Origin of the sequence: Rhizobium grahamii CCGE 502, assembly GCF_000298315.2 — a bacterium.
Classification (GTDB): domain Bacteria; phylum Pseudomonadota; class Alphaproteobacteria; order Rhizobiales; family Rhizobiaceae; genus Rhizobium; species Rhizobium grahamii.
The window spans coordinates 18470-43494 of record NZ_AEYE02000001.1 but is presented as its reverse complement, the minus strand read 5'-3'; the positions used below and the strand labels follow the sequence as shown (position 1 = coordinate 43494).

Genomic DNA, 25025 nt, shown 5'->3' with positions numbered 1-25025 from the left:
GCTCATGTCGTTCAACCTTTCCCGCTGGTCGATCGAAAGGCCCGCCTACAGCATTGCGATTTTCGTTCTTCTGGTCGTGATGGGCCTTCTGTCGCTGCATGCGTTGCCGATCAACCGTTTTCCCGAAATGGAATCTCCAATCGTCAAGGTCGTGCTTCGGCAGCAAGCGGCCTCGGTCAGCGATCTCGAATATGACGTTGCGCAGAAATCCGAAGACGCCTTGCTCAGGCTTCAAGGGATCCGTCGCCTTGATACCACGATCGAGGATGGCGCTGTAACCTTCAACGTGGAGTTCGATAGCGGCATTGACCCACAGTTGGCGCTCGAGCGTACCGATCGCGCTGTCCGTTCGATGCGAGGCGACCTTCCGGCGGCAGTCGAAGAACCGGCGATCGAGATATCGAATTTGCGGGAGATCGCCATAGCGACCTTCGCCGTGCAGTCGAACACAATGTCTCTCCAGGCGCTCAGCCGCTTGCTTAACGATGATGTCCTGCGCCGGTTCGAGCGAATTCGGGGCGTTGGAAAGGTCGCCCTTAGAGGCGGTGACGACCGTGAGGTTCGGGTCTGGCTCGACCCTGACGAGGTGCTCGCACGCGGGCTGTCCGCTGGTGCCATAGGCGCCGCGCTTCGCACCGCGATCACCAATTCCCCCGCGGGTATCGCGTCCGCCAATGACATCGATCGACCAATCAGAACGGTATCGGCGCCTTCGGCCGTTGCCACACTCGCCAACGTCGTATTGCCGGATCCCAACGGTTCCATTCTGAGGCTTTCGGATATCGCCCGGATCGAAGATGGCTGGGCCGAGGCCAACGGCTTCGCCCAATTAAACGGGGAACCCATCCTGGCTCTCTCCTTCTTCACGGAAAAAGGCGCAAACGAGGTCGAGACATTCGCGCGCATCCGCGCGGCGATTGACGATTTCGCCGCTGAAGACACCCGCCTGCAGTTCACCTTACTGGACGAGAATGCCAGCTACACCCGCAACAATGTTGCAAGCACTGTGAGTGGCATGATCGAAGGCGCGGTCTGCACGATTGCGGTGCTGTTTCTCTTCCTGAGAGATTGGCGTTCGGTCATGATCGCCGCAATCAGCCTGCCACTTGCCGTGATCCCAACATTCTTCGTGATGGAGGCGCTCGGCTTCTCCTTGAACCTCGTCTCACTGCTCGGATTGACGCTGGCGATCGGTCTGCTTGTCGATGACACCATCGTCGAAATCGAGAACACGGCCCGGCATCTGGAAATGGGAAAGACGCCGCTCCAGGCGGTCATCGATGCAACGGACGAAATCGGCAGCTCCGTCATTGCAATCTCATTGACGATCGTTGCCGTCTTTGCGCCGCTTGCCATGATCGGCGGCATGCCCGGTCAATATTTTCGCGAGTTCGGCATGACGGTCGCAGCGGCAACGGTGGCCTCTCTCCTCGTTGCCCGTCTCATGACGCCGCTTCTCGCGTCAAGAATGCTCCGGCCGAGGGCGCCCGATCCGCGCAACTCCGCCTTGCCTGCCAGCGGCTATTCCCGACTGTTGAGATTTGCGACCGGCTGCCACCGCGTTCCACTTGGACGATCTCGAGCGGGCCTGCCTCGCCGCACTATGACGCTTGACGTGTCCTTCATCACGATTGGTCTCGGCATCGCTTCCCTCGCATGGGCTGCCTTTTTCGTCCTGCCCGGCCTGACATGGGGCTTCATTCCGGAAGAGGACGGGACACAACTGCGATTTACGGTCGAGATGGCGGGCGGCACGAGCAACGCCTCCATGCGGGAGAAATCAACCGAAGTGACCAGGTTGCTCGCCGCTGATGAAAATGTGGTGCATGCTTACGCTTACAGATCAGCCTCCACTGGCCGCGTCGCCACCCGACAGGCCTTCTCCATCCAGATTGAACTCACCGACCCTGCGGATCGCGCGCAAACGCGACAAGTCATTGCCTACGATATAGCCCGGAAACTAACATCGGTCGCCGACATCAGGGTCAATCAACTTGGGCTCACCGGCGGGCGGCAGTTTTCCGTCTCGTTGCTGTCAGAGGACGCGGCTGCACTGGAACGCACATCCGATTGGCTAGCGTCCTCAATGGCAGCCATCCCTTCAATCGCTCATGTCTCACCCTTCGGCGCTGCGCACAGGCCGGAGCTTCAAATCATCCCGGACCTTGATCTTGCCGCCTCTTTGGGTGTCGACCTGCATTCGCTGTCGAATGCAGTGCGCATTGCAACGATGGGCGACAGGGATCGGGAACTCGGCTCCATCAAGATCGATGGCCGGAGCGTCCCCGTTCGGGTTGAGGCCGCGAAATCGGCCGATGATCTGTCGCTGGTCGGGACCATTCCCCTGCGAACAGGAAACAGGAAGGTGATCCCCTTGGGCGCAGTTGCACGCATCGCGACAGCTTATGGACCAGGCCAGATCCTGCGTGAGGATGGCTTGCGCCGGATCGAACTCAACGCCGACCTTGCCGCGGGCGCCTCGCCGGGGACGGCGCTCGCGCACGTGAAGTCACTGATTGAACAACATCCATTACCGGCCGGCGTAAGCCTGCAAACGGCCGGGGAAACGCGCTCGATGGAAGATTTTTTTGCGAGCTTTGTTGACGCGAGCATTCTCGGCTCGACCTGCGTTTTTGTCATTCTCTTTGTTCTCTTCGGTAGTCCGTTTCAACCGCTGACAATCCTTCTGTCGCTCCCGCTGGCGCTGTCCGGTGGGCTCATCGCGCTCGCCGCGACTGGCCATGGCGTAACCATGCCGGTTCTGATCGGAGCTCTTATGCTCATGGGCATCGTCGCTAAAAACGCCATTCTGATCGTCGATCTGGCCAGTCGAATGATCGAGGCGGGCGAGGACCCGCGCGAGGCCGTTGTGTTGGCTGCCGAGCGACGACTCCGGCCAATTGTCATGACCACTGTTGCCATGGTTGCCGGCATGATGCCTGTCGCCTTCGGAACTGGCGATGGCGGCGCATTCCGCGCTCCCATGGCGATCTTCGTCATCGGCGGGCTGGTTGCCTCAACCGCGTTGTCGCTCGTCTTCGTGCCGGCGCTCTATCTGCAAGTACAGAAGATAGGCGCCATGATCACCGGCATTTGGTCACCAAAACCTTCTCTCCGCGCTCCGACTCAACTGCCGGTTAAGGTCGGGAAGGACACGGTCGGCGCGATCGGCGTCGGCGGTGCACCGGGCGGCAACCTCGATGAAGCCTGCGCCGTCAGAGCCATCGAGAAGTTGGCCGACAGATTGAAGTAACTGTGATGGAAAGCGTCCGTGCCCAATTGCGGTTCGGACGCTTCATTTGCCTGCCTACGCCTTCGAATATGCGAAGATTGTGGAGTCCTTCGCGTCCGGTTAGAAGTGATAATGGTCCAACGCGCGACGGCGGAATTATGAATCGCTATCCCATGTTCAGCCCGCAGCTTCTGATCAGCTTCGTGGCCGTGAGCGAGACCACCAGTTTTACACGCGCGGCCGACCGGGTGTCGCTATCGCAGTCCACCGTCAGTCAACAGGTGCGCCGCCTGGAGGAACTTCTAGGCAAGGCGCTCTTCGAGCGAACCTCCCATGAGGTGCGGCTAACCGAAGAGGGCATCAAGCTTCTGAGCTATGCGCGACGCATTATTGCGATCAACGAGGAGGCGCACGATGCGCTGACCGGACCGTGGCGAGACGGCGTTCTGCGGCTTGGCATGCCTGAGGATTTCACCGTGCCGACGGTCGAGTTGCTTGCAGCCTTCAAGCGCGAGCATCCGAATCTCCGACTCGACGTCACCAGCGGCCTCAGCCGCGACCTGCACCGCGCCTACCTTCAAGAGGAACTCGACCTCGTGCTGGTCAAGCAGCGACGGGTACACCTGCCGCGCGCCGCACGGGCCGAACCACTGCTCTGGCTCGACAGCCAGAAGCATCCAGCTATCGACCAATCGCCGGTTCCGATTGCCGTCTTTCCCGTTAGCGGGCTCTACCGCGAGGAACTGTGCCAGACGCTGGACAGCCTCGGCGTTCGCTGGCGCGTCAGCTATAGCGGCGGGGGCCTCGCAGCCCTTGCGGCCGCGTCTGCCGCCGGTCTCGGCGTTAGCCTGCTACCGGCAAGCTGCCGGTTGCCGGCGCATCGTGTGCTCGGTACCGCCGAGCATTTGCCACCGGTCGAGGACTTCGAACTTGCTCTGTTCTACCGGGACAACGCTTCCCCCTTGGCGCTCGACCTCGCTGATCGGCTCATTGCTTTCTGCGGTCTGACACGCTGACGTCATTGGCAAATCGAATAGCCAGCATTTTCAAATTTCGCTGCCATGCAACGGGGACATTTCCTAAAATACGTCATCCTTCCATGCACGACGATGAGGAGACGATAGTGCAACACGCTGTATCGCAGAGCCGCAGGGCCTTCCTAAGCCGCACCGGTCAATTGACGACAGTCGCGGCAGTCACAGGGCTGACGGGCGGCATGAGCCGCGAGGCCGCAGCCGAGACCACGAATTGCGCTGAGAGCGCCACGGTAACGACAGTGAAAGACAGCCACTATCTGCTCGGCAACGTCCGCCTTGAAGAGGGTTTCGAGAGGGATGGCGATGTCATCGTCGCCACCCGCACCGCGCTATACACACTGGAAGTCAAAGACGGCAAGGTCGCCGCGCTGCATGCCGCCGGAGCCACGCTACCGGCGGGCCTGCCGACCTACGAGGCAGGCGGTCAACTCGCCCTGCCGACCATACGCGACATGCACATCCACCTCGACAAGACATTTTACGGTGGCGCGTGGCAGGCGCCGCGGCCACGCCAGGGCAAGACGATCATGGATATGATCGCACTCGAGGAAAAGCTGCTGCCGAAATTGCTGCCGACCTCGGTCCAGCGCGCCGAAGGCCTGATCGCGCTCCTGCAGTCCAAGGGCAGCACGATTGCCCGCAGCCATTGCAACATCGATCCGGTGAGCGGCCTGAAAAGCCTGGAGCACCTGAAGCTTGCGCTGGAGAAACACCAAGACGACTTCATCTGCGAGATCGTCGCCTTCCCACAGCACGGTCTGCTGCACTCGAAGGTCGATGGCCTGATGCGTGAAGCCATGCAGATGGGCGTCGAATATGTGGGTGGCCTCGACCCAACAAATGTCGACGGCGCCATGGAAAAATCGCTCGACGCAATGTTCCAGATCGCGCTCGACACCGGCAAGGGCGTGGACATTCACCTGCATGAGACAAGTCCGGCCGGCGTTGCCGCGATCAACTACATGATCGACACGGTGGAGAAGAACCCAGCACTCAAGGACAAGGTGACGATCAGCCACGCCTTCGCGTTGACGACACTCGGCCCTGAAGTCCTCGAAGAGACGGCGGCGCGGCTTGCCGCAAACGGCATGACGATCGCATCGACCGTACCGATCGGCGGGCTGATGATGCCACTACCACAGCTCAGCAAGGCAGGCGTCTTCGTGATGACCGGCACCGACAGCGTCATCGACCATTGGTCGCCCTTCGGCAGCGGCGACATGCTGGAGAAGGCCAATCTCTACGCCCAACTCTACCGCGGCTCCGACGAGTACCACCTGTCCCGCTCGCTCGCCATTTCCACCGGCGGCGTCCTGCCACTCGACAATGACGGCAATCGCGCCTGGCCGAAACCCGGCGACGATGCGGGTTTTACGCTGACGACCGCGAGCTGCTCGGCCGAAGCCGTCGCCCGCATGCCCGCCCGCAGCGCCACCTTCTACAAGGGCCGCCTCGTTTCTGGAGGAATCAGCAAGGCCTCCTCGTAAAAGCGGAAGGCCGCCGAAAAGCGGCCTATTCCCCATCGCGGCGGCACGATCGCGTTCCGGGCAGTTTCTGATCCTTGGAATAACTGGTTGGGCGAGCGGCTAGCGCTGCACCCACGGCCGATTTTCCCGACCGCGCGCGCCCCTTGCCGCAATGCGCCGGGATGCCTCAGAGCGAAGCCGTGATGCCGCCGTCGACGTAGAGCACATGTCCGTTCACGAAAGAGGAAGCGTCGGAGGAAAGGAAGATGCAGGCGCCAACAAGCTCTTCGACTTTGCCCCAGCGGCCAGCCGGTGTGCGTTTTTCCAACCAGGCTGAGAAGGCCGGATCGGCGACGAGAGCGGCGTTTAGCGGCGTGTCGAAATAACCAGGGGCGATCGCATTGCATTGCAGACCGTATTTCGCCCAGTCGGTCGCCATGCCTTTGGTCAGGTTGCCGACCGCGCCTTTGGTCGCCGTATAGGGCGCGATGCCGGGGCGAGCAAGCGCGGTCTGGACGCTGGCGACATTGACGATCTTCCCTGCGCCGCGTTTGATCATGTGACGCGCGGCCGCCTGGCTGACATTGAAAACCGTGGAGATGTTGGTCTTCAGCAACCGCTCGAAGGCATCTGCCGGAAAGTCCTCCAATGGCGCGCGGTGCTGCATGCCAGCATTGTTGACGAGGATGTCAATGGCGCCGATTTCCGCCTCGAAGCCATCGACGGCGTTGCGCACGGCCTCGTGATCCGTAGCGTCGAAGGCAAGCGTGTGCTTGACGCCGAGGCTTTGGGCCGCCGCCTGCAGCTTCGCCTCGTCGCGGCCATTGAGGACGATCTCTGCGCCGGCGCCTGCAAGGCCCTCGGCCAGGGCATAGCCGATGCCCTGCGAGGAGCCGGTGACGAGGGCCCGCTTGCCCTTCAAGCTGAAGAGTTGAATGCTCATGCGTCTTTCCTCAAGTGAATGCAATTTGCGTTTTCATCGATTGCCCCTTGTCTGAGTCGGCGCCAGTGCACGTCTGTCCGCAACCTTGCCACCCTCGTTCTAAACCTCTCCGTCGGATATGGCAGGAAGCGTGACCAAAAACCGTGCGCCTACGCCCTCTTCATTTTCGACGCTGATCGCTCCTTCGTGATCTGCCACGATGAAACGACATATGGCTAGGCCGATCCCAACGCCGTCCGCCTTCGTCGAGAAGAATCCGTCGAAGATCCGGCTTAGATGGTCGGAAGCTATGCCACCACCTGTGTCTTCCACACTCAGCATTATCACTCCATCCAAACCATACGATGTCTCAACAACGATTTGTCGCCGGTCGGTCCCGGCATGCGAGATGGCCTGAATACCGTTCAGCAGCAGGTTCACGATCACTTGCTGAAGCTGAATTCGGTCGCCCAAGACGTTCGGAAGCCCTTGCTGCAGCCGGGATGAAATGTTGACGGCTTGGGCGCGCGCTTCGATCGACACAAAGGTCGAAGCCTCTTGCACCATGGCGTTGATATCGACCGGCCTTCGCACTGGATCGCGCTTGACGGTCATATCTTGAACCCGGCTAATCACTTGATTGGCACGGTGAGCATTTTCCATGATCCGCGTCATCAACGCCTTCACCTTCGAAGGGTTCGGTTCCTCCCGATCCAGCCATCTAGTTCCTGTGTCCGCGTCAGTTGCGATCACTGACAGAGGTTGGCGCACTTCATGCGCGATCGTGGCCACAAGTTCGCCAAGCGCCGATACGCGCGACGCATGCGCAAAATCCGCCTGGACCCTACGAAGTTCTTGTTCGGTTCTCCGTTGCACGGTGACATCTACCATCATCAGCAGCGCAAGGTCCGGGCATTCACGGGTTTGAGGAAATGTCACGAAGAGAAGGACATCAAGAACCTGACCGTCGAAGGCGCGGAGTTTCATTTCTTCGATGTGGCTAGGACGTTCCGTGAAGCGCGCCAATGCGATACGCGTGACGGTGTCCGGGCTTGCTGCAAAGAGATATCCAACGGGACCAACAAGGTCTTCCTTGTTCGCAGCGCGCAACAGTGCGACTGCGCTATCATTGACCGCGGTGACAACCACCGACTCGCTGACAAGCTTCAAGAGTTCGGAGGTTGTCCCAGGGTTGCTCGTCAATTCATCACCGAACTGCTTCGCGCGCGCGAAGGTCTCAGTCATCACCCGTGAATCGATTTGCCACAGCGGAAGCAATAAGTTGTTAATGAGACTTCGATAGCGCTCCTCACTCGCTTTCAACTCTCGATACCGCTGAGGTGCAATCCACTCACCTTCGTTGTAATTGTCGGTGTCGGTAAGGGCGGCGTTCGCGGTGAGGATCCGCTCTCCCCCGAGCAAATTCGTTTGCCCGACCGGCCGGTTCCGAGATGGGGGTTGATCCATGCTATCTCTCAATCTGTTCCAAGCGAACTGCAGGGCACCGCGCGTAACGCCAACCATCTTCGTAGCAGGTCCAACTGCAAAACAACGGTACGGTACTTTACCGTACCGTTGTTGTCAAATTTGGAGCTTGCGGCGAGTTCCCTTAGATCCCTATTATACAAACGCGTGGGTCAGACGTTGGTATCTGGGCTGCCAATAGCTCCATAGAGGAACGTCGCGACGGCTTGCCTTACCGCGAATGCGATCTCTTCATCGCTCGGAGGTCTGCCACCGAGCAACGCCACATAGTGGGTCGGACCCCGGACAAGGGCTAGAAACTGCTCCGCAGCCGAGATTGGATCGCTAATCTTTTCCTGTGTTTCGAAGTAATCCACCAGAAGCTGAGAAATGCGATTTGTTGCATGACGTAAAAAGCTTTCCCCCAGCTTCGGCAGGTGCGGCGCCTCCGAAATGACTGCGCGGAAAAGAGACAACCCTTCTGGCGAGACAACAGTTCGCAGGTAACTCATTCCGAACTTTGTCAATGTTTCCTGCAGATCGCCACTATGCTTGACCCTTAGTTCTTCCACAGTGCGGTCCGAAACGCGCACGGCAACCGCAAAAAACAACTCGTCCTTGCTTGGGAAGTACTTATATAGCGTCCGCTTCGAGCCGCCGACGATTCCGATGACGTCATCCATCGACGTCCGGGAAAAGCCTTTCTCAAAAAACACCGTCGTTGCAGCGGCGATGATTTCGTTCTTTCTGGCTTCTTCTTTGGGAGAAAAGGATTGGTTCATAGTTGATCGCAAACGAAGTCTTTCTGAAATGGTACCGGTACTGTAGCGTACCGCCCCTTGCACCTCAATCAGGAAACGAACGAAATTGGCGAGGCGCCCCCCTACTCGAGACGACGTCAAAAAGAGCCACGAAGCCGCACCTAACGCCACGACGGCAATTGCAAAGAGGGGCACTACCCCGGTTCGAGGTACTATCCAAGCTCAGTTTATCTCCAGCTGTTCAATCGTATTGAGGCTTTGTTTGTGCCTTCGCTTCTGCTTTGCCGGGTCGAGACGTGCCGGTCCAGGACCGTCGCGGACCCTATGCCGGGGTGTGCTACCGGTCGACCCAAACCTGAGTTGGGGGATTTTGTGCGCTCAGTGACCGCAGGGATGAATCGGGTAACGAGTGGCGCGCGCAGAGCCCCGCTCGGCGACCTTCGGTTCGCGACCAAACGTTCGTTTAATTGTATCGCCTTACCGGTCTGATACCATGAGATGTAACCGAAGCTCTCGTCATCGGGCGGAGAGGTAGCGCGATTGGCTTGGCGAGAGCATGAACTACCTTCGAGTGAAGAATGACGGGCACGCAGCAGCTATCTTCGACAGATAGCGTTGGAACCGACGGCTTGCGAACTAGAGGTCATGGGGGTCGCCACAGCCTTTTGACCAAGGCATGCGCGTGAGCACGGTCTGTGGTCTCACCACCCGGAAAGTTTGAAAAGCCGAACATCTCACCTCCAGTGCCGTTAGACTGAAATTTTCTTTAACCGCCGCGAACTGCTGCGGCCCAGTCCTCTGAGGTTCCATGCAGGCCACGAAACAAACGACGATCGCTATCATAGACGATGATTGCGCTTTGCTAGAGGCCCTCCGTGACCTCTTCGAAACCGTCGGCATCTCCAGTCTGGTTTACAGCTCGGCCGACGACTTCTTGAACTCTGGCGACCTGTCCCGTGTGGACTGTGTGCTCGCCGATGTAAGAATGCCAGGGACCAGCGGCCTCGCGCTCCTCGATGCGGTGGTTCGGGCTGAAGGCCCTCCGGTTTGCATGATGTCGTCCTTTGCTGAGAGCACCATCAGGCAGCACGCGCTGTCGGCCGGCGCAGCGTTGTTTCTGGCGAAGCCTCTGAACTCGCGGGATCTGCTCGAGTTTGTTGCGCAATCCACGTCGCGTTGAAGAAAGACAGCACGGATGTGTTTCTCGCGAGCGTCTTTGGCTGCCGCCAGGGGCGCCTCCGGGTGCCGGGCGGTACCAAATGCAGGCGTAGTACCCAGAACCGCCCGGCCACTGGAACTCGGTCCTGCCAAGATCCGCCCACCTTACCACAGTCTCTGGTTTCATTCGGAGGCTGTCTTTTTCGTGTCGCCAGGTGCGGCAAGGAGTATCAGCGTGATCGATGCTCGGCGGTGTTTCTTTCAACGGGTGCGGAGTTGAACACGCACGATGTTCATCTGCAATTCGTCACTCGATGCATAGCGGCCCCAGTATCTGGATCAGACGTTTCGCCTCGGCTTCGTGTATGCCTGCACGTTTGTACGTCCCAGACTTGCTTTGATGTCGCAAGATGGGAACAGACAGCGTTCGCCTCCCGCTTCAATGACGGGCACTTGGAACCCCCATACCTTCGTTTGGGAAGAAGCCGGTCCTCTCAGGTGCTAATTTTGCAAGCAATTTTGCGTTGGAGGTTACAATGCAGGCAACCAAATATTTCGTCTATGGCATGGTCGGCTTCAACGCGCTGCTGTCGACCTGGCTGTGCATTCACATGCTCTACGACCCCGAAGGCTGGTACTATTTCGTCCCGGGCGTCACGGATACCGGGATGTTCAACCAGCATTTCATTCGAGATATCGGAATCATCCAGGGTTTCGTCGCGCTCGCCTTTGCGATCGGCCTCCGGAAGCCCGCCCGCCGCCTGGAACTTTGGGCTGGCGGGACGCTGTGGCTAATCGCTCACGCCACCTTCCACTACTGGGAAGTGGCGGTTGGTATCTGCGGCCCGTCCGTGATCCTGCGGGACTTCCCGGCCGTTAGCCTTCCGGCAATCTTCGGCATTGTTGCAACGCTTTGGGCGGCTCGCCACGCGATTGGCTCCTCGGCGCAAAAAGGATCTGAGCAATCCTTGCAAGGTTATTGAGCATAGGGTCGACATGCGGAAGGGATGCGCTGGCGAGCCGTCGCAAGTACACCGGCGGCCGTCGACCCCGCTCCAATCATGAAGATTGGCGTCAGCCGGTCGTGATGCGGGCGGGGAGTGCCGTTTGGGCTGGGGCACGGGGCAAGCGCCCTGGAGCGCGCCAGGCTCCGGTCCTGTGGTATATATTGATCGGGGTAATCGGCGGGGCGGGCAAGCGTTGTTGGCCAGCCATGCGCATTGATACCTGGCCAGCGGCGGCGTATCGGCCGAGCACGAATGCGGAACAAGATCTGAAGCGGTTTTGCCAACGCCTAGTGGATGCGCTGCTGGCCTCCGCCGCCGGTCGGGCGGCTTCCCGGCTGATGCGCCGCTCGGGCTGCTCGCTTGCATTGCTTTAGGCTGGCAACCGTTCGGAGCGGACCAGGATGGTCGGGTGGCTCCTGGGCATAGTCAGCGCAACCTTGAAGCCTGCGGCGACCGTCCTCAATGCGCAATCTTGACTGTCCGGAAAAAGGATCTCTCGCGCTGAACGAACTGGGCGACAACATGATCAGCGAACTTGAACGAAGCAGGTGGTCTCGCATTGGGTCGCGCCGCCCGCGCTACCTGCACATGGGGCTCTTCATAGTGGCTTATGTGTTGGGCGCTGGTTTCGCTCAGTTGCTCGCCGTCGTGCCCGGAACAGACATCTCCATTTGGCCGCCGAGCGGTGTGTTCATCGCTACGCTTGTCGTTGCTACGCCGCTAAGCTGGCCCTGGTGGGTGCTGGCGGGCCTCATGGCCGAACTGTCCTGCAACCTCCTGTGGTTCCACAATCCGTTGCCAGTCGCAGTGCTGATAAATTCCGGCAATGCACTCGAGGCAGTATTCGGCGCATGGCTAATCCAGCGGACCTGCAGGCGTCCGGTTCGGCTGGAAACCTTGCGCGAGGTTGTCGTGTTGGCTTTGGTGGGCGCTGGAATTGCGCCCATTATCAGCGCGACCGTGGGAAGTGCGACTCTCGCGTGGTTTGGCATGCAGTCCTTCACGGGCGCCTGGCCATTGTTCTGGATCGGAGACGCCACGGGGGTATTGATCGTTGCACCGCTAGCTCTGGTTTTAGTCCAGAACTGGCGTCGTGAGAACTCGATCTCGGCAGCTCCGCGATGGATCGAAGCTTGCGCCGTCGGCTTGATCTTTCTGGGTGTTGCCGCCTTTTCCTTGAGCAGCTACCTGCCCTTCGCCTACCTCATCATGCCGCCTCTACTTTGGGCCGCTGCGCGTTTTGAGTTCAAGGGTGCGGTCATCGCCTTGGCTCTCCTCGCTCTGATCACGGCAGCATTCACGATTACCGGCGTCAGTCAGTTTGCCGGCGATCCCGCATCCCAGCATCAAAAGCAGATCATGCTGCAGCTGTTTTTGGCGATTTCGGCCCTTTCGGCGCTCGTCGTGGCGGCGATATCCCGGCAGCACCATACCGCCTTGGTGACATTGCGTGAAAGCGAGAGGCAGCTATCGCAGCTCATCGACATGGTTCCGATCCACCTTTGGCGGCTGAGCCCGAACGGAGAACCAGTCTTCTTCAACCGGCGCATGGTCGACTATCTCGGTATGGACGTAGCAGACACAGATAGGCCCGGCATGAGCCGACTGGAAGCGTTCACAGAGACCGTGCATCCGGACGATGCGGCTCAGGTTTGGGAGAGTCTGCGACGCTGCCTCGCCACCGGCGACAGTTTCGCACTGCGATGCCGCTTGCGGCGTGCCGATGGTGCCTATCGCTGGATGTCGAGCCGGGCAGAGCCGATGCGCGACGACGGTGGACGCATCGTCCAGTGGTACGGCCTCTGTCACGATATCGACGATCAGATGCACGCGGAAGGGGCGCTGCGGCGAAGCGAGCGGCAGCTGCAGCAGATGATCGACACCGTGCCTGCCATGATCTGGTGCATGACGCCGGAAGGAATACCCTGTTACCTCAACAAACGAACAACGGATATCACCGGCATTACCCTGAAGGATATGGTCGCGCCTGATGGCGCGCGATATTTGGCCGTCGTCCATCCGGATGAGCGGGATGGGGTGGATAGGACCTTGGCGCACGCAATCGCGACGGGGACTTCTTTCACGGCGAGGTACCGTCAGCGCCGCTCCGGTACCTCCCATCGGTGGGTCGAGAGCCGTGCCGAGCCCCTGCGCGACGACTTAGGCAAGATCGTCCAATGGTACGGCGTGAGCGTCGACATCGACGACCTGGTGACCACGCAGGAGGCATTGCGCGACAGCGAGCGGGAGTTCTCGCAGATCGTGAACATGGTTCCGGTCCATATCAGGCGACTGACGCCCGAAGGCGAGCCGACATTTTTCAACAAGCGCCTGCTGGATTTTGCCGGCCTGGAGGCCTTGGAAAATCTCGACAGGTCCGGCTTGAGCAGACTGGCGGCAGCCATAACGACGCTTGTTCACCCCGATGATGCAGGAGGCCTGTCAGAATCCTTTCAATATTCCGTAGCTACCGGCGCACCCTATTCCATGAAGTATCGCATCCGACGTGCGGATGGCGCCTACCGTTGGGTCGATGGCCGTGCGGAACCGCTGCGAGACGAGAACGGAAAGATTGTCCAATGGTATGTCATTTCCATCGATATCGACGACGAGATGCGCGCCCAGGAAGCCCTTCGCGAACGCGAGCGGGAGCTCTCGCAACTGGTGGACATGGTGCCCAGCCTCCTGTGGCGGCTGGACCCCGAAGGGCGGACGACCTTCTTCAACAAGCGCATCAGGGATTTTTTCGGCCCCGGGATACCAGACCTCGACAACCCGGAAGGGAACCGACTGCCTACGATTATCGAGGCTATTGCGCATCCCGATGATGTCGCGGGTCTGAAGGAGGCGCTCGGCCGCTGCCTCGCTACAGGCGAGCATTTCTCCATGAAATATCGCATGCGGTACGCGGATGGTGTCTATCGCTGGGTGGATGGTCGTGCCGAGCCGCTGCGGGGTCCAAGCGGGGGCATCACCCAGTGGTTTGGCCTCTCCCACGACATCGATGACCAGGTGCGCGCCCAGGAGGCGTTACGCCAAAGCGAGCAGTTGTATCGCGCTGTGTTCCATTACACACCTATTCCTCTTTGGCGGGTGAATACTTCCCGCCTCGATGAGCTTTTGAATCAGGTGCGCTCGCAGGGCGTAACGGATCTCGGCCGGTACATGAACGAGCATCCCGACTTCCTGAAGGAGGCCATGGACCTCACTGTGATCGAAGAAGTCAATCGGAGCGCAATCGAGCTTTTCGGCACCAAGCACGACACCGACCTGACCGGGCCGATCACCCCGTATTGGCAGGCGCCATCCGATAGGGTGAGGCGGAGTTTCGAAGCACGCTTCCGTGGCGAGCAGTCTCACGCCGAGCATGCAAAGTTCAGGACCTACGACGGGCGCGCGCGCGAAGGTCTCCACACCACGGTATTCCCGTCGGCCCTCGCCAACCTCGGTATCAGCATCGGTAGTTTTCTCGACGCTACGGATCGCATTAAGGCGCAGGAGGATCTGCGGATGGCTCACGAAAACATGGCGCGCGCGAACCAGGCCGCAAGCCTCGCCGAGCTTTCGGCATCCATTGCCCATGAAGTCGGTCAGCCCTTGGCGGCCCTGGTGTCCAGTTCGGACGCCTGCCAGCGTTGGCTCACCGCGAACCCACCCAATATGGAGCGCGCCCAGATGGCTCTGGAGCGCATCATGCGTAGCGCCAACTCCGCAAGCAATGTCGTGACCCGCATTCGCGCGCTGTTCAAACAATCCGCGGAGACGCGAAGCATCACTGATCTTGAAGGGATCATCGCGGAGGCGCGCGACCTTTTGGCCGAGGAGGCTTCGAGACGCCGAGTCCGCATGGCCGTCGAAGTTGAAGACGGTCTTCCGCGCATCGCGGTCGATCGCGTCCAGATTCAACAGGTTCTGATCAATCTGATGCGCAACGGCATGGAGGCGATGGACCTCACGACAGACGATCGGGTCCTTAGCGTGCATTTGCGCCGCATGAAGGGCGTCGTGCAGACCGAGATCAGCGACCGCGGTCCTGGCATCGAATTTCCCGAGAAGATCTTCCAGCCGTTCTTCACGACGAAGGAACAGGGCATGGGCATGGGACTGGCGATCTGTCGTTCAATCGTCGAATCGCATGACGGACGGCTATGGGCGGAGAACAACAGGCCGTTCGGCGCTACATTCATCTTCACATTGCCGATCGAAGTAAACCTGGAACTGTCAGGACAAGTTGCCTCTGGTCTGAGGGCTGAACGGGATCGCGTCTCGTGACTTTCTCGACGGTCGCACATCGGACGCGGGCAACCAACCACCTAACATGGCTGTGCAAGCCTGAGACTACCGCCTGTCCTCAGCCATCGCTGCCGCGAGCGCGGTCAGCTTGGCGCAACCAACGTTTGATTGAGTTGAGCCGTTGATATCCAGCCGTTGCGAGCGGTTTGTGGGTGCTGGCGTGGGAATATTGAGGGGCCAAACCAAGGCCGGCCAATATCGTCCTGTTCGTCGTGCACGCCTGCAGCCTTTCAACGCCGGAGAGACCGGAGACGTTTAATGAAGGCTCAGCTTAAGCCCAGAATCAATCTTGATGATCGTACTGCGTTGGAGACGGTTATACCCCTCGACACGCCCTTCATCGTCTTTGTTGATCCGGCCAGTTCTTGCAATTTTAAGTGCACATTCTGTCCGACAGGCCACCGCGACCTGATCGCCGACACCGGCCGTTTTCAGGGCGCGATGAAGTATGAGGTTTTTCAGAAGGTCGTCGATGAACTTGGCGATTTTCCTCAGAAAATCAAAGTCCTGAGAATGTACAAGGATGGCGAGCCGCTTCTGAACAAGCGTTTCGCTGACATGGTTGCCTACGCAAAGCAAAGCGGACATGCCGACTATATCGATTCAACGACGAACGGCACCTTCATCACCCCAGAACGGATGGTGCCGGTCATTGAAGCGGGATTGGACAAGCTCAACATCTCCGTGGATGGAATGACGCGAGAGCAGTACATCCAGTTTACAGGGTTCAAGTTTGACTTCGACGCTTTCGTGAAGAACGTCAAATGGCTCTATGCCAACAAGGGGAACATGGAAATCTCCATCAAGATCCCTGGAGAACTCATCACCGAAGCCCAAAGACAAGAATTTTTCGACACTTTCGGCGACTATTGTGACCGTATCTTCATTGAGAATTTTGCGCCTTGCTGGCCGGAATTCGATATCGAGAAGCATACCGGTGTCAAAATCACCGGCGGCATCTACCAGCAGGAGATCGGCAATACGGACACCTGTCCCTACATTTTCTATGGGTATTCTGTAAACGCCGACGGTCTTGTCAGCTCGTGCTTCCTTGATTGGGGGCGAAAGCTCATCATCGGTGACGTCCGAAAGCAGACGATGAGGGAAATATGGAACTCGGACGCAATGAATGCCCTCCGGCTCCAGCATCTCGAAGGCCGTCGTTGTGAGAACGGTACTTGTGGCAATTGCGGTCAGTTGACCCATTGCCTTCCCGACAACATCGACGCGTTTCGCCCTATGCTGCTCGATAAGTTCAAGTCCGTCGTGACCCTGGATCCTGGCGCTCAGGCTCCGGGCGGACGCAGGATTGCAGTCGAGGCTGCCGAATGAACATCTTACACATTGCGGCTCATCTCGGCGGTGGAGTGGGCAAGGCGCACAGCAGTCTGTGCAGCGTTGATCCAGGTTCCATCAAGCGAAGCTACCTTCTGCTCGAGTCTCCCCGCGATCTCCGGCATGTCGACTTGCTTAGGCAACTTGGCGCCGATGTTGTGGTCGCACCGGATCGCCAAACCATATCGTCGATGGCGGCAAAGGCGGATATCGTTCAGGTGGAATGGTGGAACCATCCAAGATTGTACGAATGCCTGTGCGAAACCGCCTGGCCGAAGATGCGGACGCTATTTTGGTCGCACATCTCGGGTATTGCGGCTCCTTATCTGCCGACCGGGCTTCTGACTGGTGACGACCGGTTCGTCTTTTCGTCGGAGTGCTCGTTCGCAGCCCCCAACGTAGCGACGCTTCCTCCCGCAACAAGAAGCAAATTTAGTGTCGTCAACAGCGGTTTTGGCCTTCCACCTCGGACAGTTGACGGTGGGCGCCGAAACCGCAATTCGATCAGCTACCTGGGGACCGTCGATTTCGCCAAGATGAGCCCGGATATCTTTCGCGTCGCCGATGAGGCCGCCACGTCAGAGGCACCGGTCCGTCTATGGGGAGAGGTCAGCCCGTTGAGCGAAGTCGTTCATACGGCGGCGGCCATGAGAGACCCGCGACGCGTCCGCTTTATGGGCCACACTGATAATCCGGCGGCTGTCTTCGCGCAAACCAGCATCTTTCTGTACTTGCTGCAGCCGGAACACCTTGGGACGGCAGAAAACGCGCTGACCGAGGCAATGTCATCAGGGTGTGTGCCGGTCGTGTTTAACAATCCCGCGGAAGCGGCCATCGTCGAAGATGGTCGAACAGGATTTGTCGTGTGCAACATCGCGGAGGCCACGGAACGGCTTCGCTGGATGATGCGAAATCCGGAAGCTGTCGCGGAAATGGGCAGGAAAGCTGCTGACCATATAGCGACAACGCGGATGCCCGTTTCGAGCGCCATGGCGTTTGAGAAAATCTATGCTGACCTTTTGCAGGTCGAAAAACGGCGCACGGATTTCCGCAGCAGGCTTGGCGATACGGCCGCCGAATGGTTCTTGTCGACCAAGACCCTGGCCCGTGCAACGCCCGAAAAGCTTGACCTTCGCACCGGTGGGCGCGCAGCAAAGGGAACGATTGATCATTTTCTCACCTGCTTTCCAGAGGACACGTCGCTGCTCTCGCTGATTGCCGATCCGACGGACGGTGATTGGTCATCGGATCGTCCCAATTGCCTTTCTCGAGACCGCGAGTTTGCGGTCGCATGACCGGGAAAGAAGGATGAAGGTCACGTGACGGCAATGGCAAATCCGTTTCATCACCAACGAGCAAGTTCGCAGGAGGTCGCACAAGCGTCTGCCGCGCATGGCGCGCTTCACTTTTCTGCGCTGCCGGATGGGATGACTGCACGAGAGCTTCTGTATCGAATCAATGATGCCACCTGCCGCTTTTCGGCGCGCCCGCTGCGCGATCCGCTGGTGCTCTACGGCGCCGGCGACATGGGAAGGCTCGCGCGCGATTACCTCCGCGCAATAGGGCGCGACTTTGCGTTCGTCGTTGACAAGAATGCAGTCGCACTTCGTAACGATCCGCTTTGGGCAGACGTGCAGGTTCTTCACCCATCCGAGGTGCGTGATGACATGATGCGCTCGGCGCTGCTGGCAGTCAGTATCGCCACGACGCCCTTCGTTCCGCTGGAAAAGGCTTTGCGTGAAGCCGGCTGGCATGACGTTGTGCCCTTCTACGATATCGCCGAGAGCTACCGTGATCGGCACCCCCTCTCGAACGGTTGGTTCGCCGAAAAACTGACATCGGAAGAACTTGCCAGGACGACGAACGTCCTGCTGGGATGGGAGGACGATCTTTCTCGAGCCCACCACCTGCAATTTCTGGCATGGCGACGTCTACGCGAGGAATGGACCTTTGAAGGCGCGCCGGTCACGGGCGACAATCGCTTCTTTATTCCCGAGGTGCGGGGTTGCTTGGATGCGGTGTCGGTCTTTGTCGACGGCGGCGCGCATGACGGGAGCATTACTGCAAAGCTGATCGCCGAAGCCGGGCTCCGTCAGGCTGCTATTGTTGCGATCGAGCCGGATGCGAAGAATGCCGCCGCCTTCAGCAGAAGGCTTGCATCTCTGGACGCCAAGGGTGCTGCCGATGTGACGCTGCTGCCATACGCACTCGACTCAGTGGAGCATGAACGCGGTTTCCACGACGGGCTCGGATATGCCTCCCAACTATCCGATACGGGTCGAGAGCGTGTTCGGACTGTAACGCTGGATAGTTTGGCTCTCTCCCCGGGCTTTCTAAAGCTGCACCTCGAAGGGGCGGAACTCAACGCCCTTAGGGGTGGATGCGAAACGCTGCAGCAGCATCGGCCCATCGTTGCCGTCACAACCTATCACAACAGCGACGGTCTATGGCGTACCCCTGAGTATTTGATGGAGCAACTTCCGGCCTACCGCTTCTTTATGCGACTCCATAGCTGGTGCGGCACCGGAGCGGTCGTCTATGCAGTTCCTCAGGAAAAAGTCCGTATCCAATGAAACATTTCGCAAACGGCAGCCAACTCGTCTTCGATCTCGGGATGAACAACGGTGACGACACGGACTACTATCTGAAACGCGGCTTCCGCGTCGTGGCGCTTGAAGCCAATCCGGAGCTTTGCGAAAGAGCCGCCAAGCGTTTCGAGCCGGAAGTGAACGACGGGCGGCTTACCATTGTTCACGCGGCGATCTGGGAGCGTTCAGGCGAAGCGGTCTTCCACATCAACCTCGAAAACGATCATTGGAGCAGCATTGATATCGGTTGGGCTGGGCGTAACGACGGCAATTGCCGCGCGATCACCGTTCGCTGCGTGACTTTGTCGGAGTTGTTCGCCGCGTACGGCGTACCCTTGTATCTCAAGATCGATGTCGAGGGCGTCGACCACGTGGTGCTCGATCAATTGAAGGCACTCCCGAGCCTCCCTTTGTATGTCAGCGTCGAGGACTGTCGTTTCGGCTTCCAGTATCTGGAGACGCTCGCGGCATGCGGCTACGACGGGTTCAAGTTGCTCGATCAATCAACAGTTCCGTCGCTTCGCGATAGCTCGCTTAGCTACAATTTTCCGGTGGGTTCGTCCGGGCCGTTCGGCGATGACGTTCCTGGCTCATGGTCATCGTACGGCTCTGTTGTCGATAGCTATTCGCACACTGTCCGCGACTTCAATGGAAACAGACTAGCCCCGCGCACGCAGTGGTGGGACATCCACTGCACGCGCACGCCCCAAGAGAAGCATCATGACTGAAGATCAGAAATTTGCGGCATACGTCGCCGGCAACATCGAGAGTGCAAGTAAGGATGCAGGCTTCATCGGCCTCTCACAAGTGTGGGTCCGCGAATGCATCCGTCACAACTATGTTCAGAACTTTACGTGGTTGGGCCGCCCGATCATCCAGGTGCCGCAGGATATTTATGCCATACAGGAACTGATCTGGGCATGCCGGCCCGACCTCATCATCGAGACAGGCATCGCACATGGCGGATCGCTCGTCATGAGCGCGTCGATGCTGGCCATGCTCGACTATTGTGACGCCATTGCCGATGGTCGCGTTCTTGATCCGAAGGCGAGCCGTCGTAAGGTCGTCGCTGTCGACATCGACATCCGAAAACACAACCGCGCGGGAATAGAAACCCATCCGCTCGCTCATAAGATCTTCACGATTGAAGGGTCGTCGATCGCACCGGACGTCTTTTCCCAAGTAGCTGCGCACGCGAAAGGCTACGAACGGGTCATGGTCTTCCTGGATTCCAACCACACGCATGACCACGTCCTTTCTGAATTGGAGCTGTACGCACCGTTGACGTCAAAGGGATCCTATTGCGTCGTGTGGGACACTGGTGTCGAAGACCTGCCCGAAGATATGTGCGGCGATCGCCCCTGGGGCAAAGGAAACAACCCGAAAACCGCCGTCAGGGCGTATCTCGAACTCCTGTCATCCGAAGGACGGAGCGGTTCCGACGGCGGAAAGCTGTCATTGGAAACCGACAAGATCATCGAGAACAAGATCATGATTACAGCATCGGCTGACGGATTCTTGCGCCGCGTTTAAACGCTGCCCACAGGCAGAAGGCGCTCTATCCGGTTGTCACCGTGCAACACCTCCGCTTCGAACGCAACGACGTTTTGAAGCGATCACGTAACGAGCAGGAAAACTGAATGGCTACCGACACATTTTACTATCCTTCCGGCGGCGAGAGCGTCTTCTTCTCGAAGCTTGATGAACTCGCAAAGAGATGGCCGCATGAAATTCGGCATTACCTGGATCTGTTCCCGGTCTATGCGAGCCGCCGTTCTTTCATTCGCCAGCTTGCCCACTATGAGCTTTTCAAGCTCACGGTAGATCTGCCCGGACACTATGCGGATTTCGGCGTCTATTTCGGCAAATCGTTCTTCAGCTGGCATAAATTCCTCGAGACGTTCACGCCAACGGCCACGCATAAGAAGGTCATCGGTTTTGATACGTTCGATGGCTTTCCTACCCTTGCAAACGAGGACGGCGTGGTTGATCCGAACATCCAGAAGGAAGTCGGCGGCCTTAGCTCCGGGAGCTTCCTGGAGGAGTTTCAGGCGTTGCTCAAGCTCCACAATGAAGATGGAGTGATCCCCAGCAATCGCGGCTCGATCGTCAAGGGCGACATTTGCACGACCTTGCCTCGCTGGCTCGAAGAAAATCCCGAGGCGCGCTTCTGTCTGCTCAATCTCGACGTCGACATCTATGAGCCGACGCGCATCATCCTCGAGCAATGCTGGGATCGCCTGGTACCCGGTGGCGTGCTGATCCTCGATGAATACGCGACAAGCAAGTGGCCCGGCGAAACGCTCGCTTGGGACGAATTCGCGCGCAACAGGAAGATCGACAAACCCTTATCAAGATTTCCCTGGGCAAACGCACCGGGAGCATGGCTGGTCAAGTGACATCGACAAGGAACGCCGGGCACTAGATCTCACCGGCGTCTGGTCGCGCACGTCAACAGAGCGGGGCCACCTTGGATGGGCGGCCAAAGACTGAGCAGGACGGCGCGAGCGCGCGAATACGACAGCGGAACGCAATAATGGAAAAAAAGACCAAGTTGAGCATTTGCATACCGACGTACAATCGCGCGGCCTTCCTACGCTTTCTGCTGACCACTTTCGTAGAACAGAAAATTATCGATTTTCCGTATGAAATCGTGATCTCGGACAACGCTTCTACCGACGACACGGCGACGGTCGTTGAGGAGTTTCTCTCTCAGGGGCTGCCTATCAAGTACTGCAGGCGTGAGGTGAACGGCGGAGGTTGGCCCAACCTCGCAAACGCCTATCAGCAAGCGATCGGAGAATACGCTCTCTATCTTGCCGACGACGATCTTCTCAATTTCCAGAACCTGCGGGCGGCCATCGTCTACCTCAACATCAATCCCGAAACGGTCGCCTGTTATGCCCCGTGGACTATGTACGACGCCATCGATGGGGTCGATGTCAGTCTGTTCTACACCATTGAAAAGAATCGCAAATTCTCTCGCCGAAGCTTCAGCGACGTCTTCGACTTCATGACAAAGCGGCACATTTTTCCGGAGATCGCTATCTATAGAACGTCGGCCTTGAGGTCGGCCTTCGTGCCGAAAGACTTTTGCTTCTGGGCATTCTCCCATCTTGCCCATTTGCTCGATGTCGGCGCGGTCGCTTTTCTCGAGAAGCCTTTCTATCGATCCGTCGCGCGCACCGCTGTCGTGCGGGACCGCGCTCAGGCCGGCAACGACGAGGCAATGACAGGATGGGACCGCTATCGAGGTGGCCTCGAATACTTTCTCTATTTAGGCTCGAAACGGGGCCAGATTGACCTCTCGCCTGCAAAATCGGCGCAATACGAGGAGGCGTGCAAAGTCTTTACAATGCGTCGAATGTCGGTGGCATTGCGCATGTGGTTCGAACGAGGCGAATATATCAAGGCTTACGAGATTTTTGCGCGAATGTGCTATGGGGGCTGCAGCCAACATCCCGAGGTCCAAGACGTCCGTGAGAGGCTGCCCTTGATGGTGGCGGTGCAAACGCTGGCGCAAAAGGTGAATGCCGCGTCAGGCCTGAAGTACCTGATCCTTGATCAGGTCTCATCCGTCGAGTCGCTCGCAAGCCTTCTTATCGAGGTTGGCCTCAACGATAGCATTGCGATACTTCCGACCCCGACCAAGCACACCCCCGAAATAACGTCCGCCGCAGCGGTATTTACGTCAAATGCTGCTGGACGCGACGCTTTCCTGAACAACGGATACAGGCCAAACATGGTCTTTTGCGAAAGCGATATGGTGTCGTCGGTAGTGACTTAGTCTGCTGACCGATCGGTGAGCTGCATATCGTTTTCGGCCCGAATATTGCGGGACCTTTACGCGACTTAACGCAAGGCGGGCGCCACAAAGACGAGCGATACGGCAGGCGGGCGGCGAGCCGTCGTTGCGTCGGGCCTGTCAAGGCCGCCTTTTGAGCGCCGCTGGGGCGATTAGCATAAGCGTAAGAAGCCCGCTTGGTTGCGGGCGCCTAATTACCCAGAGACTTACAAAAAAGCCTGCATCGCGACAGATGTGTGCGGCGCGTTGACCATTGGCACAGTGCTGAACTTGAACATCTGGGGCACTTGTAGATGCTCCCGAATGTCTAGGTGGATGGAAGAAAGCATCGTCCAGCTAGTGCCTCCTCAGCACCATCTCCGCTGCCTTTTCCGCGATCATGATCACCGGGGAGTTCGTATTGCCGGACACGATCGTCGGCATGATCGAGGCATCAACAACGCGCAGCTTCTCAAGCCCATGCACGCGCAGATTTGCATCCACCACCGCCATCGGATCGCTTCCCATCCTGCAGGTGCCGACAGGGTGAAAGATCGTGGTGGCGATATCACCGGCACGATGGATCAACTCGTCATCGCTCTGATATTGCCGGCCCGGCAGCATCTCCTGCGGTCGAAAACGGGAGATAGCCTTCGTTTCCATAAGGCTGCGCGCATGGCGGATAGAATTTGCCGCGAGCAGCCGGTCGCCCGCGGTCGACAGATAGTTGGGACGGATTTCAGGGGCGACCGAGGCATCACGAGTCGTCATGTGCACCGCGCCGCGACTTTCCGGCCGGAGGTTGCAGACAGAGACAGTTACGGCAGGATAACGATGAAGCGGTTCACCAAGACGGTCGGTGCTGAGCGGCTGGACGTGATATTCGAGATCGGCCGTCGCAACGGCCGGATCGCTTCTGGCGAAAATGCCGAGCTGGCTCGGCGCCATCGACAAGGGACCGGAGCGGCTGATTGCATATTGCAGGCCCATGCCGGCCCGGCTGAAGAGGTTGTGGTAGAGCTGGTTCAGCGTGCGTGCGCCCTCGACCTGGAAGACGGTGCGGATTTGCAGATGGTCCTGCAGATTTTCGCCAACGCCTTGAAGATCATGCAAGACAGGAATGTCGAGCGCCGAAAGAACATCCGGCCGGCCGACCCCCGAGAGCTCCAGAATTTTCGGCGAGTTGATCGCCCCGGCCGAGAGCACGACCTCGCGTGACGCCCGCGCAATACAGGATCGGCCTTTCAGGCGGAAGCGCACGCCCGTTACCATCTTCCCGTCAAATTCCAGCCGCTCGGTTTCGGCGCCGGTCAGCACGCGCAAATTCCGGCGCTTCATCGCCGGCCGCAGGAAGGCTTTCGTCGTGTTCCACCGTAGCCCGCCCTTTTGATTGACCTCGAAATAGCCGGACCCTTCGTTGTCGCCGTCGTTGAAATCGTCGGTCTTTCGGATACCCAGTTCTTCCGCGGCATCGCGAAACGCATCGAGAATCGGCCAGGACAGCCGCTGGCGCTCGACGCGCCATTCGCCGCCCGCGCCGTGCATGACCGATCTGCCGCGATAATTGTCTTCCGACTTCAGAAAATAGGGCAGCACGTCATCCCAGCCCCAGCCGGCGTTGCCCGCCTGCCGCCAGCCATCGTAATCGGCCGCCTGCCCCCGCATGTAGATCATGCCATTGATGGAGGAGCAGCCCCCGAGCACCTTGCCGCGCGGATAGTTGAGGACGCGGCCGTTGAGACCTTTTTCAGCGGCCGTCTTCATCATCCAGTCGGTGCGCGGATTGCCCATGCAATAGAGATAACCGATCGGCACATGCACCCAATGATACCGATCCGAGCCGCCGGCTTCGAGCAGCAGCACCCGGTTTTTCGGATCGGCCGAGAGCCGGTTTGCCAGTACGCAACCGGCCGACCCCGCGCCAACGACGATGAAATCGTAGCTGCCTTCATCCACCAGCGTTTCATTCATGGGCATG

General features: G+C 58.7%; 17 protein-coding genes. 13 read left to right on the top strand and 4 right to left on the bottom strand.

The genetic code is table 11. From position 1 onward, the window contains the following. The first annotated feature begins 4 nt into the window (after positions 1 to 4). The 3 genes from RGCCGE502_RS00160 to RGCCGE502_RS00150 all read left to right on the top strand — a co-directional run bounded on the left by RGCCGE502_RS00160 (position 5) and on the right by RGCCGE502_RS00150 (position 5756). Positions 5 to 3253, top strand: coding sequence for an efflux RND transporter permease subunit (locus RGCCGE502_RS00160; RefSeq protein WP_016552134.1), 3249 nt, complete (start codon positions 5 to 7; stop codon positions 3251 to 3253). A gap of 137 nt (positions 3254 to 3390) precedes the next feature. Next, positions 3391 to 4248 carry a LysR substrate-binding domain-containing protein gene (locus RGCCGE502_RS00155; RefSeq protein ID WP_016552133.1) on the top strand — a complete coding sequence of 286 codons (858 nt, stop codon included), beginning with the start codon at positions 3391 to 3393 and terminating at the stop codon, positions 4246 to 4248. A 107-nt stretch (positions 4249 to 4355) separates the two neighbouring features. After that, the gene (locus tag RGCCGE502_RS00150) at positions 4356 to 5756 is read left to right on the top strand and encodes an amidohydrolase family protein (protein WP_016552132.1); all 1401 of its coding nucleotides are present in this window, start codon (positions 4356 to 4358) and stop codon (positions 5754 to 5756) included. A 166-nt stretch (positions 5757 to 5922) separates the two neighbouring features. Here the strand turns inward: RGCCGE502_RS00150 and RGCCGE502_RS00145 are convergent, their stop codons facing one another. The 3 genes from RGCCGE502_RS00145 to RGCCGE502_RS00135 form a co-directional block, all read right to left on the bottom strand. Then, positions 5923 to 6678: an SDR family oxidoreductase gene (locus RGCCGE502_RS00145; RefSeq protein ID WP_016552131.1), complete on the bottom strand. Its 756-nt coding sequence runs from the start codon at positions 6676 to 6678 to the stop codon at positions 5923 to 5925. 99 nt (positions 6679 to 6777) lie between these two features. Further along, positions 6778 to 8124 carry a PAS domain-containing sensor histidine kinase gene (locus tag RGCCGE502_RS00140; RefSeq protein WP_016552130.1) on the bottom strand — a complete coding sequence of 449 codons (1347 nt, stop codon included), beginning with the start codon at positions 8122 to 8124 and terminating at the stop codon, positions 6778 to 6780. Positions 8125 to 8294: 170 nt separating this feature from the next. After that, the gene (locus tag RGCCGE502_RS00135) at positions 8295 to 9077 is read right to left on the bottom strand and encodes a TetR/AcrR family transcriptional regulator (RefSeq protein ID WP_244441663.1); all 783 of its coding nucleotides are present in this window, start codon (positions 9075 to 9077) and stop codon (positions 8295 to 8297) included. Positions 9078 to 9690: 613 nt separating this feature from the next. Here RGCCGE502_RS00135 and RGCCGE502_RS00130 point away from each other — a divergent pair. From RGCCGE502_RS00130 to RGCCGE502_RS00085, 10 genes are all read left to right on the top strand, one after another. Beyond that, the gene (locus RGCCGE502_RS00130; protein ID WP_016552128.1) at positions 9691 to 10062 is read left to right on the top strand and encodes a response regulator transcription factor; all 372 of its coding nucleotides are present in this window, start codon (positions 9691 to 9693) and stop codon (positions 10060 to 10062) included. A gap of 514 nt (positions 10063 to 10576) precedes the next feature. After that, positions 10577 to 11023 (top strand): hypothetical protein, encoded by a 447-nt coding sequence (locus tag RGCCGE502_RS00125; RefSeq protein ID WP_016552127.1) that lies wholly within the window; start codon positions 10577 to 10579, stop codon positions 11021 to 11023. Positions 11024 to 11569: 546 nt separating this feature from the next. Further along, entirely contained in the window at positions 11570 to 15319 is a 3750-nt protein-coding gene (locus RGCCGE502_RS00120; protein ID WP_141652281.1) for a PAS domain-containing protein, read from the top strand. Positions 15320 to 15598: 279 nt separating this feature from the next. Then, positions 15599 to 16672: a radical SAM/SPASM domain-containing protein gene (locus RGCCGE502_RS00115; protein ID WP_016552125.1), complete on the top strand. Its 1074-nt coding sequence runs from the start codon at positions 15599 to 15601 to the stop codon at positions 16670 to 16672. Continuing rightward, complete coding sequence (locus tag RGCCGE502_RS00110) at positions 16669 to 17970, top strand: glycosyltransferase family 4 protein (RefSeq protein ID WP_016552124.1); 1302 nt, start codon at positions 16669 to 16671, stop codon at positions 17968 to 17970. Before RGCCGE502_RS00115 ends, RGCCGE502_RS00110 begins: the two co-directional genes overlap by 4 nt. A gap of 33 nt (positions 17971 to 18003) precedes the next feature. Next, entirely contained in the window at positions 18004 to 19248 is a 1245-nt protein-coding gene (locus RGCCGE502_RS00105) for an FkbM family methyltransferase (RefSeq protein ID WP_016552123.1), read from the top strand. Beyond that, entirely contained in the window at positions 19245 to 19991 is a 747-nt protein-coding gene (locus RGCCGE502_RS00100) for an FkbM family methyltransferase (RefSeq protein ID WP_016552122.1), read from the top strand. Before RGCCGE502_RS00105 ends, RGCCGE502_RS00100 begins: the two co-directional genes overlap by 4 nt. After that, a complete protein-coding gene (locus tag RGCCGE502_RS00095; RefSeq protein ID WP_016552121.1) occupies positions 19984 to 20796 on the top strand; it encodes a cephalosporin hydroxylase family protein in 813 nt (270 codons plus the stop codon). Before RGCCGE502_RS00100 ends, RGCCGE502_RS00095 begins: the two co-directional genes overlap by 8 nt. Before the next feature lie 107 nt (positions 20797 to 20903). After that, positions 20904 to 21662, top strand: coding sequence for a TylF/MycF/NovP-related O-methyltransferase (locus RGCCGE502_RS00090; protein ID WP_016552120.1), 759 nt, complete (start codon positions 20904 to 20906; stop codon positions 21660 to 21662). 137 nt (positions 21663 to 21799) lie between these two features. Next, positions 21800 to 23050, top strand: coding sequence for a glycosyltransferase family A protein (locus tag RGCCGE502_RS00085; protein WP_016552119.1), 1251 nt, complete (start codon positions 21800 to 21802; stop codon positions 23048 to 23050). 354 nt (positions 23051 to 23404) lie between these two features. On the opposite strand, the gene RGCCGE502_RS00080 is transcribed toward RGCCGE502_RS00085, so the two are convergent. Then, on the bottom strand, positions 23405 to 25024 hold the full coding sequence (locus tag RGCCGE502_RS00080; RefSeq protein ID WP_141652280.1) for a GMC family oxidoreductase: 1620 nt from the start codon (positions 25022 to 25024) through the stop codon (positions 23405 to 23407). Position 25025: the final 1 nt, after the last annotated feature.